This is a genomic window from Vibrio sp. 1151_11 (assembly GCF_029478525.1).
Lineage (GTDB): Bacteria > Pseudomonadota > Gammaproteobacteria > Enterobacterales > Vibrionaceae > Vibrio > Vibrio anguillarum.
Window position 1 is genome coordinate 26,716 of record NZ_SHMN01000006.1, and the last position, 15,196, is coordinate 41,911.

The window sequence follows — 15,196 nt, forward strand, 5'->3', positions numbered from 1 at the left end:
TTTATACGGGCATATTCATGAGTTCTTTGTAGGCTTCAACAAGTTTATTTCGAACTTGAATCGTCGCTTCAAAGGCTACACTCGACTTGTTACGAGCAATCATCACATCCGATAGTGAGACATTTTCATCTCCCCGATCAAAGCGGGTTTGTAAATTACCTGAGGTCTTTTGCAAACTGTTCACGTTATTAATGGCTTTGGAAAGCATGTCGCCAAAATCAGCACTCACACTTTGTCCAGTTGCCGTAGGACGAGCATTGGTTGCTTCCAACATCATTGTTTGCATTTCGCTGTTTAAACCATCAAGTCTCATTGCTACCTCTAACGCCAAATCTTTGACTGCTGTGCTGCTTCTTTCTGTGATGCAGCAATTTATATGCCATCACCCACTTTGGGGTTAATTCGGGATATCAATTCCTGCATCACGCATTTTTGCTAATTTGTAACGCAGTGTCCTAGGGCTAATTCCGAGCTTATCTGCCATCTCTTTACGGCGGCCTTGGCACTCGACTAAAGTATCCATGATAATGGTGTACTCTTGATCTCTCAGCTCATCACCCAATGCAGCGCCATTGTTATTAAACAACTTGTTCACTTCGGCTTGTGCTACAGGCTTAATCTCTGGTGTGGCAATATCGCTGCGCTCTACAACTTGTTGCAGGCTGCTAGCATCTTGCCAATCAACCCCTTCCAACAAGATATGTTCACTTGCAATGTCTCCTTGCTCGCTCAAAATCAGCGCGCGTTGCACGACGTTATCAAGTTCACGGACGTTGCCCGGCCAAGCGTAACTAAGCAACTTGTTAATGGCTTGCGGCGCGATACGAGGCACAGGTAAACCAAGTTTAGTGCAGTGACGCTCTACAAGGTGGTGAGCCAGCGGTTCAATATCCCCTTTGCGGTCACGTAGCGCTGGCCATGAGATTGGAAAGACGTTGAGGCGATAATATAAATCATCACGGAAATTGCCTTCCTGCACATACTGCTTTAGGTCGCGGTTGCTGGTCGCCAATACGCGGACATCAAGCTTAATGCTTTTACGCCCCCCCAAGCGTTCCACTTCACGCTCTTGGAGTACACGCAGCAGTTTTGCTTGTAGGTTCAGATCCATCTCGCTGATCTCATCGAGTAAAATGGTCCCACCTTGTGCTTGTTCAAATTTACCCGGACAAGCTTGTACCGCTCCTGTAAATGCCCCTTTTTCATAACCAAATAAGGTGGCTTCGAGCATGTTGTCTGGAATGGCGGCGCAGTTGATCGCCACAAATGGCCCATCTTTACGCGGAGATGAGTTATGAATGTAGCGAGACATGACCTCTTTTCCAGAGCCGCTTGGGCCCAAAATCATGACGTTAGCATCGGTTTTTGCCACTTTGTCGGCAAGTGACAATAAGCGCAGGCTTTTCTCATCTGCAACAACCGCATCACCGTTATCATCCGATTTCACTGGCGCGTAACGGCTAACCATGTTGAGCAGCACTTCGGGGGCAAAGGGTTTTGCCATGTAATCAATGGCGCCCTCTTTCATCGCCGAGACCGCATCTTCAATATTGGCGTACGCCGTCATCAGCAACACGGGTAAATTAGGCCAATGCTGTTTGATGTTGCGCAGCAGTGCAAGGCCACCCATGCCAGCCATTTGAACGTCAGAGACAACAATATCAACAGGATGTGCTTTGAGTTTAATCAGTGCATCTTCGGCGCAATCAGCTTCCAGCCATTCATAACCGGCCAGCGCCAAAGTATCGACTAACGCTTCGCGTAGACCTTCATCATCTTCAACGATTAAGACTTTGCTTTGAGCCATCATCCTTCTCCAGTCTCTGTTGGTGAAGAAGGGGCATGACGCTCGAGTGGAATGCACATAGTAAAGCAGGCACCCTCCCCTTCTTCTGAAATTAATTCCAATCGCCCATCATGGGCGCGGCAGACCATTTGTACCACCGCTAACCCTAACCCCGTTCCTTGTGAGCGAGTGGTAAAAAACGGTTCCATAATTTTACTTTGCAACGCAGCAGGGACTCCCGGGCCACTGTCTTGTACCGAGATTTTCAGCTCACCATTTACCGGGCGAAAAAAGACATCAATTTGCGACGCCTTACCCGCAATTTGTATCGCGTTCATCACTAAGTTACTCAGTGCAGAGGCAATGGCATTTGCATTGCCTAATACCACAGTCCCTTCTTGTTCCACTTCCTGATGATAATCAATTGCGCTATTTTTTAATGCCGTTTCCACCATGGGAACAAATTCGCTGACCAAGTCTGTCACTGTAAACGGCTGAATGACTTTATTGTCACCACCTTTGGCAAACAACAACATATCATTGACTTGTTTTTCAAGATCATGAAGCCTATCCATCAGCTTAGACTGAAAACGCTCTCTTGTAGCGTTTGGCAAGTTAGGCGCACCTAAATTTGAGGCATAGAGCATGGCACTGGATAACGGTGTGCGAACTTGGTGTGCCAAAGACGCCACCATTCGACCGAGTGAGGATAAGCGCTGTAAATCACTGATGCGCGATTGAAGTAACCGAGTTTCGGTTAAATCGGTGATTAATATCAATTGGCCTGTTGCTGATGCTGAAATGGCTAATCTAACTTTACGACCATTGCGCAGCGAGATTTCATGCCCATCATCTTCTCTCGGCGCAAAAGCACTTTGAATGACGGAATACCATTTTTCACCCGCCAATGGGACTTGCAATAACCGCTGAGCTTCAGGGTTAGCTTCTCTGACTACGCCTTGAGTATCGAGCAAAATGACGCCAGCAGGCATCACATCAAGAACCTGTTTATAGCGCTCAACTTGATCCTCTACAGAATCTAAGTGAGATTGATTAATGGGTGTGTCAGGAGACTGCATGTCGAAATTCTACCTATAAAACAACAATAGCCTAACACGCAAAATACATGCCAGGCTATTTTTCTTTAAAATCAAAGAATTAATCCATTGCCAATATATTGACTAAACTTTACCCATGCTGTTTTTGAATCACCGTTGCATATTGTATTTACGCATTTTTTCAACCAAGGTCGTACGGCGCATACCCAGCATATCTGCCGCACGCGCTACCACTCCGCCTTGAGCTTCAAGGGCTTGGTTGATCATATTGACTTCCAAGTCCGCCAATAGCTCTTTCAAATTCACGCCTTCAGGAGGCAATGACTGCGGTGCGTTGAGATTTTCGTGCATCTCTTCGACGTCTTCAAAACTGAAGTTTTCAGAGAAAATACCCGCCAGCACATCACGTTCTTGGTCTTCAACAGAACCATAGCAGCTGTGCTCTGGTTGGAATTCTGGAATATCACTATAGCGGTATTTAGTTGGTAAATGATTGACGTCGACGAGACTATTTGGATAGAGAATGATCATCCGCTCAACTAAATTCGCTAGCTCACGAACATTGCCCGGCCAATTATGTTCCATTAACGAATTGACTGCTCGCGGGGTAAAACAAAATGGCTGTCCACCTTCCGCTTCCATACGTGTCATGAGTTCTTGTAACAGCAATGGGATGTCGTCTTTGCGATCTTTTAGCGCTGGCATTTCAATTGGGAAAACATTGAGTCGATAGTAAAGATCTTCACGAAATGATTCATCATCAATCATGTTTTCTAAATTGCGGTGAGTCGCTGACACCACACGCACATTCACTTTAATGGTGGTATTACCGCCCACACGTTCAAAGCAGCGTTCTTGCAACACACGCAACAACTTTACCTGCATCGACATCGGCATATCACCGATCTCATCGAGAAATAAAGTACCGCCTTCGGCAAGCTCAAAACGACCTTTACGCGCGGTTATCGCTCCGGTAAACGCCCCTTTTTCATGACCAAATAATTCACTTTCAAGTAAATCAGCCGGAATCGCACCACAGTTAATCGGCACAAACGGGCCGTTGCGGCGTGCAGAATGATAATGGATGTTACGCGCAACCACTTCTTTGCCCGTTCCAGATTCACCTAAGATCAGCACATTAGCTTCTGTGCCTGAGACTTGCTCAATCAAATGACGAACTTCTTGGATACCATGACTTTGGCCTACAAGGCTACGAAATAAGGTATTCTTACGCGATGTAGAGGGAACTTGCACGCCTTTACGTCCTAAAAATTCTTTGCAATGTCGTAATGCGTCACTCAGTTGAGGATAATTAAGGGGTGACTCAAGTTCACCGACGTATTGAGTAAATTCTTCCAATGAATATGGCTGCTTGTTTGCCATTAGAAGTGGAATATAGTTGGCCTTAGTCAACCACTGAGCTATCTCATCAGTTAACTGCTCACTTTTTAGCGATCCAATAATGCAGCCCCCCCACAATCTTGAACAATCAATATCCTTGATTTGGGATGACTCGATCGCCTCGCAGTGCTCTCCAACAAATTCTAAAATGTTACTTAGATTGAGACGGATCTGCGGATCGTCTTCTATCACAAGCAGTTTTGCTAAACCTTGCATAGGTGAGAATATTTGCCTTAAATCAGAGAAATTGTGGCCGCACTTCTGAAAATCGTTATTCAGTTTTGTTTTTCTATAATCACTTGATTAAACGATAGACAATTTGTGGAATTCAGCAACAAAAAAAGCCATTAGGCTAGTAATGGCTTCTATTCTATGGAATAAAAAAAATAAGGCAACCAAGCAATGAGCTGGTGTGACATCAGTTAAAACTTTAAAAAATAAGTGCCTAAAGTTTTATAAATAACTTATATGCCCACTTCGCTTGCCGTTAGATTGTGGTATTCAGGAGGGATTTGATCCCATGCTGATTTAATTTCTCGAATGATGTCGATCACATCATCCAGTGGTTGCGGGTCATTTTGATGATTCGCTTCGGTGATCTGAGTGATCATAAATTCATAAAGCTGATCTAAATTTTTTGCAATATCCCCGCCATCACTCATCGATAAGCAACTGCGTAAGCTAATAATGATATCCAATGCTTTACCAAGGCGCTCACCCTTACTTGGGATATTGCCCTGTAGCATTGCTGCTTTTGCTTGAATAAGGCGTTCAATGGCACCCGCCATCAACATTTGTACGACTTTATGCGGCGAGGCCGCACTGAGCTGGCTATCCACTGATACCTTTTTGTATGCCTGTAAAGAACCGCGCATAGTCTTCCTCTTATAAAAACTTTTTGTATTGCTGAACGGATTTATTACCGTGTCGGTATTTTTGGAGCGTTCTACCGATCTCGACCGTTTTTGACTGCATCAGTTCAACAAGATGTTTAGTTTCATCAATAGCCTCTCGCCATTGGTTCGACATTGCAAACTGTGGATTTTCTGACGCATGCGTCAGTAAGTTTTGCAATATCCGTTCCCTTTTATCGACAAGATGATTGATTTCTTCAGTATTAATTTCATCAATGACAAGCATTGCTCTTATTTGGTGATCTAGATCACTTAAAAGGTCGAGTTGCTGCTCCATATCAGCCGCCTAACGCATTCATCATACCAGCTAATTGGTTCTGCATTTTACTGGTCGCGTCTTGCATTGCTGAAAACTTAGAATGCGTTCGCTTCTCCAAACTGTCCATGCGGCGATCAAGTGCCGCTTGGTCGTCCGCCACACGGTAGTTGCGTTCTACTAAGCTTTTTTCGCGTGTGCGAATCGATCCCGTCACCCCCGTCATGCTCTGAATAGCATCTTCAACCCGTTTGGCAAATCCTTGGTTTCCACCAAAGAACTCACCTAGCTTATTAAAGTTGTTATTGAGTTGGCGATCTAGCATGTCGTAGTTAATTTCAAGTGTCCCTTGGCGTGTGGTGGTAATACCAAACTCAATCAGACTTTTGATCTCTTCTGGAGCCTGCTCAATTCTAGTCGAAAAAACACTACGTAGGCGGGAGTCTGCACTGCGCACAATACTGTCACCCGCCAGTGGCCCAGCTTGGCCAGTCCGAGGGTCAACGCCTCCAAGTTCTTTAGAGACCTGATAAAACTGATTATACGCCGCGACAAATTGTTCAATATCATCGCGCACGGTTTTGCGGTCATATTCGATGCCAATTTCAGCCGGTGGTTTGCCTTTGCCCGTTTGCCCTTTAAGGGTCAAATCAACCCCTTCAATTGCATCTTCAATCACGTTGTTGTTGCTAGAAAGGGTCGCCACACCGTCCAAAACCACCACGGAATCTTGGCCTGCTTGTACTTGAGTCATACCTTGATAGGCGTCAAACGATGCTTGTGCCGCTCTAAGTTCAGCATCTGCTTTGTCCACTTTATCTAAATACTCACGCTCTTGCGGGTCAAGCTTTTCACGCTCTTTCTGCTTGGCTTGCTCTGGCGTCAGTTCACCACTACGCACCGCCGCCGCAACCGCGGCTTTTTCAGCTGCTAATTGCTGTTCAAGCTTGGCTTGCGCGTCTTTGGGGGTGACATAGGAGTCAACCAAAGTACCAGAAGCAGTATTGGTCCAACCGGGCACATCTGGCGCTTTTTCTAACGCAGTTGCATCAAGCTCTGGCTCAGGTTCATAGTAGGAATCGAGCAAGGTGCCAGAGGCGGTTTCAGTCCACCCTGGAATACGATCTTGCGGTTTCAGATATTTATTGGCAGCAACACCGGCGGCGGCAGCAGCTTTGACGGCGGCATCGGTTAATTCACCGGCAGCATTAGCGACTTTACCGTCGGCAGCTACTTGCCCGGCGACTTCTTGAACACCACTCGCCATACTTTGGTCAACTTCGCGTGCCGCCGCACCTATTTTCTCGGCGACTTTTGCAGCGATAGCTTGTTGAGCTGGCGTGAGTGGTGCAATGATTTGTTGCGCTGCAGCGCGTGCTTTTTCTAAATCTTTAACGCGTTCTTCCAGCGTTTTGTATTCTAGATTTTTGAGCGGATTTCCGGCATCAGACTGAGCATTAATTTTAATGTCATGATCTTTTCCAGATAGATTAGAGGCCACAATCAAACGTGGTCCTTCAACATCATTGATTACCGAAGCACGAACTCCGGGATTGGTTTTAGTGCTGTTGATACCGCGAACGATATCAATCAATTTTGAATTGGCTTGGACATCAACATCAAACTTCTGATCACCAAGTGAAATCTGCAGCTTACCAGGACCAAACTTTGCCTCTTTCTCTAAAACATCCGAGGCAACTTTATGGCTCTGTGCAAGCTGCAACACATCGATAGCATATTTACCTGCTATTGCGTCAGTGGTGGCTGTCGCGGAGACGACGTTTTCATCAGTAGTATCGACTTTTCGCAAAGCGAAAGCCTTCTCCTGACGAAAATTCGTCATAAGATTTTTCATCGTATCCAGCGACTCTTTGAGCCGGCCGTAGGCACTGATACTGGCATCAATTTGGCCAAGCTCATTATCAATACGTTGCTGCTTCGGAACGCGCTCTGCATTGACAATTTTGCTGACCAAGGAATTGATATCCATGCCAGTATTCATACCCATCGGGCCTAAGCTCATTAAATCACCTCAAAAACTACGATTACACCTTAGCAACCAATAAACCTGTACTGTGGTCTTTTTGTCTGGCAAGGCGTCGCAAAACCTCTAGCATTTCCTCGTTCGGGATCTGACGAATAATGTCACCAGTACTGGCTTCATAAATCGTCACAACATCCCGTCCTGATTCTTCATCGACTCTAAACGCTAAGTCTTTGTTGATAGATGAGATAAATTCATTCATCTGCTCTACCATCTTGGCTCTTTCCGATTTGTTGATCTGCTCTCGTTGCTGTGCAAGCTCGATTGCCGCTTCAACGCTTTGGTTTTGCCTATTTCTTAACTGTTCAGTACGATTCACCTCATTTTGTTTCGAGGAAGCGCGTGTCGCGCCATCGTTTTCTGAAGCAAATTTAATGCCACTTTGCGAGCCGTAAGGCTGGATGTTCGATGTGTAGGATGGTATTTCCATAACAATCTCCCTTCCACCTCATAGGTTGGCAGTGAAAACACTGCTTTCCCCACAAAGCTCCATTCGCCTATCGGTTAACCCAATAGACTAAGAGCTGCAGATGGTGACTGCTTCGCCTGTGCCAAAACTGACGTACTCGCTTGCTGCAAAATCTGCGACTTCGTCATTTGGGTTGTTTCACGGGCATAATCAGTATCCTTAATTCGACTACGAGAAGCGTTGACGTTCTCGTTGATGTTATCAAGGTTACTGATGGCATGACCGAAACGGTTCTGGAATGCACCTAACGAGGCGCGTTGGCTATCAACGGCCTTTAGTGCACCATCAATCAAAGCTACAGCTTCCTGAGAGCCGCCAACCGTTGTGACATTGATGTCTTTGACGGTTACGTCTTTACCTGCAGCAAAACCAATTTCAGTACCCAGTCCACCACCAATAGTGACATCGCTTGAGACTTTTTGATTGGCGGCAAACAGTTGCAGTTTACCTTCATCACCGACTGAAGCTTTGATGTCACCATTTTGACCATTAATGTAAGTAGCGACCTCTTCTAAGTCATCACCCGCTTTAGCGTTAATGGTGACTTCGCGAGCTTCTCCTTGTTTATCAGTATAGCTCAGAGTCAGATCCGTCGCATTGGTGACTGACCAGTCAGGCGCTTTGCCATTTGTCGCGACATAACTCTTACCGCCCATCGCTTTTGTGTCAGAACGCATGTCGCTCATGGAAAGCATCACAGCTTCACCAGAATCGGCACCAATTTGGAAAGATTTATTACCAAACGAACCATTTAGCAGTTTATTACCACCAAACGAGGTTGTTTCAGCAATACGGTTTAATTCATCATTGAGTGCTGAGACTTCCTCTTGGATCGCTTGGCGTTCTGAACTTGAGTTAGAACCGTTTGCTGATTGCAAAGAAAGATCTCGCATACGTTGCAAGATATTGGTGGTTTCATTCATTGCACCCTCTGCGGTTTGTGCAATGGAGATACCATCATTTGCGTTTCTTACCGCCATATCTAAGCCACGGCTTTGTGACGTTAAACGGTTTGAGATTTGTAGACCCGCTGCATCATCACGCGCGCTATTGATTTTATAGCCCGATGACAGACGCTCCATCGATTTCTGCGTACCATCAGCGGCGTTATTTAAATAACGCTGTGCGGTCATTGCAGACACGTTAGTGCTTACATTAATTGCCATATTGATCTCCTTAGGCATTGTGTTGATGTACTTCCGTGTCTCTCACCTCACGTCGGTACACCTCATTTCTCTCGTATCCTTTAACGGCGAAAGATTTATATCCTTTAGAAAAAAATAAGCCTTTTTTTAAAATTTATGCAGCGAGCATGAGAAATGTGATTAGCGTCAAAAAGTAAGAAAGATAATGCTGCATCAACTAACACTTTTTCCACTTTGCCGCTAAGCAAAAAAATCCAGCCGAGGCTGGATTTTCATTAAGGGTAACTCTTGAGCTATTGGGCTCTTTTAGCCAAGTAAGCTAAGTGCCGCTTGTGGCGCTTGTTTTGCTTGAGCCAGCACTGAGCTTGATGCTTGAGAAAGAATTTGCGACTTAGTAAGCGCTGTTGTTTCTTTGGCAAAGTCAGTATCTTTAATGCGGCTCTTAGAAGCACTCACGTTTTCGTTAATGTTATCTAAGTTGCTGATTGCATGGCTAAAGCGATTTTGGAATGCACCTAATTGTGCGCGATGGCTATCTACAAATTGCAGTGCAGCATCAACAATGGCAACCGATTCTTGAGCGCCACCCACAGAGGTCACATCAATGACATCTACGGTAACAGCTTGACCAGCTTGCATGCCGAGCTCACCAGCAAGACCGCCTGCGAATGTTACAGGGCCTTCTACTTTATTACTGCCAGCGAAGACTTGTAGTTTTCCTTCATCATCAACAGATGCTTTCACCATATCAGTTTGGCCGTTGATGTAAGTCGCCAACTCTTCAATATCATCGCCTTCTTTAGCTGAGATATTGATAGTCTGATCTGTACCTGAAGTATCTTTCAGTGTGATTTGTAGATCGTTGCTGCCGGCTTGAACTGACCAATCTTTATCTTTGCCGTTCGCCGCTTGGTAGCTTGTGCCGCCCATCATAGCATTGTCACTACGCATGTTGTTTAGGCTAAGCATGACGGCTTCACCGTTATCCGCACCGATTTGGAATGACTTAGTTTCAAAAGTACCGTTAAGTAATTTGTTACCACCAAATGATGTGGTTTCTGCGATACGGTTTAACTCGTCATTCAGAGCGGTTACTTCTTCTTGAATCGCTACACGGTCTGCTTTTGAGTTTGAGCCGTTAGCTGATTGTAGTGACAAGTCACGCATACGTTGCAAAATGTTGGTCGTTTCATTCATCGCACCCTCAGCGGTTTGTGCAATAGAAATACCGTCATTCGCATTACGTACTGCTACGTCAAGACCGCGGCTCTGAACATTCAAACGGTTAGAGATTTGTAGGCCTGCCGCATCATCTTTTGCGCTGTTGATTTTAAAGCCAGAAGATAGGCGTTCCATTGATGTTTGTTGTGCATTGCTAGCGCTGTTTAGGTAACGCTGTGCTGTCATCGCTGATACGTTGGTATTTACATTAACTGCCATGGTGATTACTCCAATTGATTTTCCGATGTTTCCGGTTTCCGACGTCTCGGAAAACCAAATAGTTCTCTCAAAGTTACTTTTTATAACGGCGGTATTTTCCAAAGCTTGAGGATTTTTTTTCAATTTTCTTAAAAAAAATGTGTTTAGTGTAAAAAACAGGACGAGAGGTCAAAAACCCACCAAAAAGGTAATAATTTCGCTAAAGAGTTGTTGATAAATGTCGATAATTGTTGATTTTTATCGCTAGCGAAGTAAGGCCAATGCTAGGTTTGGCTGTTTTTTGGCTTGCGCAAGAATAGAGGTACTGACTTGTTGTAGGATTTGCTGTTTTACCATTTGGGTGGTCTCTTTCACATAGTCAGTATCTTTAATTCGACTGTTTGAAGAAGCGAGGTTTTCATGTACGTTGTCGAGGTTGTTGATGGCGTGGTTAAAACGGTTTTGCAACGCGCCTAACTCAGAGCGATGGCTATCAACGTACTGCATTGCGGTATCAATGACGGCAACCGCCCGCTGCGCACCACCGACTTCGGTAATATCAATAGTGTCTACTGCTTCATATCCCGTCACATTCATTTGCAACTGATTGGCTAAGCTACCTTTAAAATCAATAGTCCCAGAGGTTTCTTTACCCGCCATGAACAGCTGTAGCTGTCCTTTGTCGTTGACTGAAGCCGATACTTTATCGGTTTGCCCATTGATGTAGGTTGCCAACTCTTCAATATCGTCCCCTACTTTTGCTTGGATTTGAATGTTGTGCTGTTTTCCCTTGGCGTCGGTATAGCTCATGGTGAGCTGCCGATTCTCTTGTGTCACCCGCCACTGGCTATCCACCATGCCTGCCGCAACATAGCTAAAGCCCCCCATATCCAAACTGTCTGAACGCATATTTTTTAACGAAACTTGCACTGCTTCGCCAGAGCTCGCCCCTATCTGAAATGAGGATTGACCAAACGAACCATTCAGTAACTTACGACCACCAAAAGAGGTGGTTTCAGCAATTCGGTTTAATTCATCGTTCAAGGCGCTCATTTCTTCCTGTAAAGCTTGCCTATCCGCTTTACTGTTCGCGCCATTCGCCGACTGCAAAGAGAGATCTCGCATACGCTGAAGCAGGCTGGTGGTCTCTTGCATTGCACCTTCAGCAGTCTGCATGATTGAAATGCCATCATTAGCATTGCGTACAGCGACATCTAAGCCCCTCATTTGCGACTCAAGGCGATTCGAAATTTGTAAACCCGCAGCATCATCTTTGGCACTATTAATACGCTTCCCGGAAGCAAGACGCTCCAAAGATTGATTCAACATTTCGCTTGCTGAGCCTAAGTGGCGCTGCGCAATCAAAGCGGAAACATTGGTATTAACGGTAATTGCCATAACAGACCCATGCCATAGAATGAATGATCTCTTTATCGGACAGTAGACGCTTTTCTTTACATAAAATGCTTAAAAAGAAAAACCGAGCACAAGGCTCGGTCCGATAGTAGGTCAGTATTGAAACTTACTTTAGTTCAAGATGTTGTAGCATATCAGCTGAAGGGGCAAAAAAGTACGCACCCGTTACGGCTTTGGTAAAGCGCAGCAGTTGGTCTGTTTTACCATCCGCCACACCATACATACTTTCCAACATCACTTTAAAGTTATGCAGCGTATGGCAATAAGCAATGAATAGTAAACCGTGCTCACCACTCACCGTACCGTAAGGTAAGCTATGACGAACAATTTTCAGCCCTTTCCCCTCTTCTTTAATATCAACACGGCCAACGTGAGACGCTGCAGGTACATTATCAAGCTCAATCGAATCAGGCTTAGTACGCCCAATCACTTTTTCTTGCGCCGCCACATTTAAGCGATTCCAAGCTGGAAGGTTATGCACAAAACGCTGCAACATCACATAACTGCCGCCAGCAAATTCACCATCAGCAATCAGTGCCACTTCTTGACGTTTTTCGGCTTTAGGGTTTTCAGTGCCATCGATAAAGTCCGTCATATCTCGCGCATCTAAGTAACGAAATGAGTAGGTTTCATCCACCATTTCAACCAACTCAGCCACAGGTTCCATCCATTTACGCAACACATAAAACAGCAAGTCATGACGCTGAGAATGGCAGTGAATCAACACATCCACCTCGGTACTTGGTGCTATGGTTTCGCCTTTACCAAGCTCAGGAAAATCAATCAGCTCTTGTGGTATGCTTTGGTTTAAACGCTGCCAAAAGATGCGAGTAAACGCGACCGACACGGTTAATTCAGCGCCGGGTTGATGTTGATTTATCTCATTGACTAAAGCGGGCAATGCTTTCAATTGCGCTAAAACATGCGCCGGGTTTTGCTTTACTTTTAAAAGGCTAAACAGTGCAAACGGACCTGCTTCAGGCAGAATCGCGGTTTGAGGTTGTGTCATAAAATATCCTCACTTACTTATTTTTGCTCAGTGTAATTCAGTTTTTGGGGGCGACCTTGATTGGGATCACGCCTTGTCTATGAGCGGGATAGAAAAACAATCACGCACACTTTTACTCTTCAGTAGATATAGGCCAAACCATAACAGCACCAACAGTGTGCTTGCATTGGCCCAATTAAAAACGCCGTGCTCTAAATAGATATGATAAAGCGTTTGCATAAATTGCAAGATAACCATAAGTAACGTCAGCGGTTTTCCCATGCTGACGATGCGGTTTAGCCACGATCGTTCAGGAGCACGTAAGCTGATAAGCCACATCAGAATGATACTTGGCAACCCTATAATCAACCCCAAATAAAGCATCGAATGGTCTGGGTAAACAATGGTTAAAATCGTCGTACCATTATCTCGGCTTGCTCCTGCCACCACGAAAACAACCCAAGCTTTTGCCAAAAATAACCAACCAAGCCAGATAAGTTTAGGGGCTTTAAGAAAACCATGTTGGTCGTATCGCTCTAACGCATAACGCATCAATACCTTCGCTCTTTTAAAAAAACGTTTTTACTTTAGCGAATCGATTTCAAATAGCTAGCCAGATCTTTTGCTCTTGACCAGTTTCTAACTTGAACATCACGCATAGTGATCAATCTCAATAGTGAAGGATGACGATACGTGATAGGGTGAGCGCCTGTCTATAGCCGCTTGTAAACGTTATGAATAAAACGATTATTCCCTCAGAACAAACTCAGCAACAAGCCATGAAAGTCGCCTTAGCCACTCAAAAGCAAGGGCAAACGAAAGAACAAACCAAGCTGATCGCTCAAGGCATTGAGAAAGGCATAGCCTTGTATAAAAAGCAGCAAAAAGAGAAAAGCCGACAGGCAGATAAAGCAAAAAAAAGAGCATTGCAGCTAAAGAGAACCGCACAAAATAGAGAAGAAGAACCCGCGCAGATTGAAACTTCATCCAGCTTAGTACTGACCTCATGGTTACCTTGGGCACTGCTGATCGTGAGCTGGCTTGGTTTTATCTCTTATTTAGCTTTGAAAGGTTAACTTATGAAAAGACTGTCTATATTATTGCTGGCAGCGCTAATGATAGGCTGTAGCTCATCACACAGCCCACTCCTAAACGATGCAGATCGCATCCAGATTCGTACTGATGCCGGATTTGATGCTGGTCAGTGTGACTGGTTAGGGGATGTGACAGGCAGTGAAGGTTACTGGTTCAGCTCTTGGCTCATTCCCAATGACAAATTAATTCGAAGGGCAGTAAACGAGCTAAAAACTCACGCTCATCAACTGGGAGGCGATACAGTAACGCTCGACTACTCCAATTATTTCAAAACCTCTGTCACGATTTTCGGTACTGTTTATCGTTGCTTACCCAATGTGGATATGAAAACACCATAAAAAAAAGCCAGCAAATGCTGGCTTATGCACTAAATCCAAGGCTAGTCGCAATATCACAGCGACGATCTAATACCCATTGACTATCAAATGGCCCCCAATCAGAGAGTTGATAGTAACCATCATTGTGACGCCTTCCATCTTGAACAAACATCAGTTCAATCCCTATTCCTGGCAGTGCTTTCAGGACATCCTGAATCGTACGGCGAGGCCACCCCGTTTTTTCGATGAGTTTGGGCACGTTTGGTCTTTCAAGGCTTTCTACTAACAAAGCTAAATACAGTCGCCTTGCAAAAACAGGACTCAGTTCCATTGACACCTCCTATTACTGTGCCGCTTCATTATTTCTGTTTTCACATTTAGAGTGTTGCGTTCGATCAATAACTTTCCAATCGTAAGCAACTGAAACACATTTTTTTTTAACAACGAAATAAAAGCATCTCTATTTTGTAAGCCACAGCGCTTCCTGATAGGATTTGACCATTAAAAAAATAATACGCCTCAACAAGGATTTTTATGACGATCACTATGTATGGCATTCCCAACTGCGACACCATTAAAAAAGCACGGAAATGGTTGGAAGCTGCGGGGGTGGATTACCAATTTCATGACTACCGCAAACAAGGTATTGATGCCGAGCTCGTGGCTCAGTTTTGCCAAGCACTTGGTTGGGAAAATGTACTCAATAAACGCGGAACAACCTTTCGTCAGCTCACGCCCTCACAAAAAGAGTCATTAGATGCTAACAATGCAGTGACCTTGCTGGTTGAACAGCCTGCTATGATCAAACGACCTATTTTATTGGTCGACACCCATTACCATCTCGGTTTTAATGCTCAGCAATACGCTGCTATTTTCTCTTAATACAAG

Annotated in this window: 17 protein-coding genes; 3 read left to right on the top strand and 14 right to left on the bottom strand. The window is 44.8% G+C overall.

Annotation, left to right across the window (positions count from 1 at the left end; translation table 11 throughout):
* Position 1: 1 nt before the first annotated feature.
* From fliE to EXZ60_RS06385, 13 genes are all read right to left on the bottom strand, one after another.
* Positions 2-313, bottom strand: coding sequence for a flagellar hook-basal body complex protein FliE (gene fliE, locus EXZ60_RS06325; RefSeq protein WP_010318714.1), 312 nt, complete (start codon positions 311-313; stop codon positions 2-4).
* An 84-nt stretch (positions 314-397) separates the two neighbouring features.
* Positions 398-1,807 carry a sigma-54 dependent transcriptional regulator gene (locus tag EXZ60_RS06330; RefSeq protein WP_026028065.1) on the bottom strand — a complete coding sequence of 470 codons (1,410 nt, stop codon included), beginning with the start codon at positions 1,805-1,807 and terminating at the stop codon, positions 398-400.
* A complete protein-coding gene (locus EXZ60_RS06335; protein ID WP_013856306.1) occupies positions 1,807-2,865 on the bottom strand; it encodes an ATP-binding protein in 1,059 nt (352 codons plus the stop codon). Before EXZ60_RS06335 ends, EXZ60_RS06330 begins: the two co-directional genes overlap by 1 nt.
* A 129-nt stretch (positions 2,866-2,994) precedes the next feature.
* Positions 2,995-4,461 carry a sigma-54 dependent transcriptional regulator gene (locus EXZ60_RS06340; protein WP_088729045.1) on the bottom strand — a complete coding sequence of 489 codons (1,467 nt, stop codon included), beginning with the start codon at positions 4,459-4,461 and terminating at the stop codon, positions 2,995-2,997.
* A 248-nt stretch (positions 4,462-4,709) separates the two neighbouring features.
* Positions 4,710-5,120: a flagellar export chaperone FliS gene (gene fliS / locus EXZ60_RS06345; protein WP_010318718.1), complete on the bottom strand. Its 411-nt coding sequence runs from the start codon at positions 5,118-5,120 to the stop codon at positions 4,710-4,712.
* Between the two features lie 10 nt (positions 5,121-5,130).
* Complete coding sequence (locus tag EXZ60_RS06350) at positions 5,131-5,436, bottom strand: flagellar protein FliT (protein ID WP_277435463.1); 306 nt, start codon at positions 5,434-5,436, stop codon at positions 5,131-5,133.
* 1 nt (position 5,437) lies between these two features.
* The gene (fliD, locus tag EXZ60_RS06355) at positions 5,438-7,438 is read right to left on the bottom strand and encodes a flagellar filament capping protein FliD (RefSeq protein ID WP_277435464.1); all 2,001 of its coding nucleotides are present in this window, start codon (positions 7,436-7,438) and stop codon (positions 5,438-5,440) included.
* 22 nt (positions 7,439-7,460) lie between these two features.
* The gene (gene flaG / locus EXZ60_RS06360; RefSeq protein WP_013856302.1) at positions 7,461-7,889 is read right to left on the bottom strand and encodes a flagellar protein FlaG; all 429 of its coding nucleotides are present in this window, start codon (positions 7,887-7,889) and stop codon (positions 7,461-7,463) included.
* Between the two features lie 74 nt (positions 7,890-7,963).
* Positions 7,964-9,094, bottom strand: a complete 1,131-nt coding sequence (locus tag EXZ60_RS06365; RefSeq protein WP_026028066.1) for a flagellin — start codon at positions 9,092-9,094, stop codon at positions 7,964-7,966.
* A gap of 285 nt (positions 9,095-9,379) precedes the next feature.
* The gene (locus tag EXZ60_RS06370; protein ID WP_019281599.1) at positions 9,380-10,513 is read right to left on the bottom strand and encodes a flagellin; all 1,134 of its coding nucleotides are present in this window, start codon (positions 10,511-10,513) and stop codon (positions 9,380-9,382) included.
* A gap of 243 nt (positions 10,514-10,756) precedes the next feature.
* Positions 10,757-11,890 (bottom strand): flagellin, encoded by a 1,134-nt coding sequence (locus EXZ60_RS06375; protein ID WP_277435465.1) that lies wholly within the window; start codon positions 11,888-11,890, stop codon positions 10,757-10,759.
* 124 nt (positions 11,891-12,014) lie between these two features.
* Positions 12,015-12,917, bottom strand: coding sequence for a Dyp-type peroxidase (locus EXZ60_RS06380; RefSeq protein WP_277435466.1), 903 nt, complete (start codon positions 12,915-12,917; stop codon positions 12,015-12,017).
* Positions 12,918-12,983: 66 nt separating this feature from the next.
* Positions 12,984-13,451 carry a DUF2919 domain-containing protein gene (locus EXZ60_RS06385; RefSeq protein ID WP_017048865.1) on the bottom strand — a complete coding sequence of 156 codons (468 nt, stop codon included), beginning with the start codon at positions 13,449-13,451 and terminating at the stop codon, positions 12,984-12,986.
* Between the two features lie 179 nt (positions 13,452-13,630).
* Here EXZ60_RS06385 and EXZ60_RS06390 point away from each other — a divergent pair, with 179 nt between their 5' ends.
* Positions 13,631-13,972: a DUF2956 domain-containing protein gene (locus EXZ60_RS06390; protein WP_194662476.1), complete on the top strand. Its 342-nt coding sequence runs from the start codon at positions 13,631-13,633 to the stop codon at positions 13,970-13,972.
* Positions 13,973-13,975: 3 nt separating this feature from the next.
* Positions 13,976-14,329, top strand: coding sequence for a DUF4156 domain-containing protein (locus tag EXZ60_RS06395; protein WP_096036594.1), 354 nt, complete (start codon positions 13,976-13,978; stop codon positions 14,327-14,329).
* A 22-nt stretch (positions 14,330-14,351) separates the two neighbouring features.
* Here the strand turns inward: EXZ60_RS06395 and EXZ60_RS06400 are convergent, their stop codons facing one another.
* Positions 14,352-14,639: a helix-turn-helix domain-containing protein gene (locus EXZ60_RS06400; protein ID WP_010318729.1), complete on the bottom strand. Its 288-nt coding sequence runs from the start codon at positions 14,637-14,639 to the stop codon at positions 14,352-14,354.
* Positions 14,640-14,842: 203 nt separating this feature from the next.
* Between EXZ60_RS06400 and EXZ60_RS06405 the strand changes: the two genes are divergently transcribed.
* Entirely contained in the window at positions 14,843-15,190 is a 348-nt protein-coding gene (locus EXZ60_RS06405) for an ArsC family reductase (RefSeq protein WP_017042757.1), read from the top strand.
* Positions 15,191-15,196: the final 6 nt, after the last annotated feature.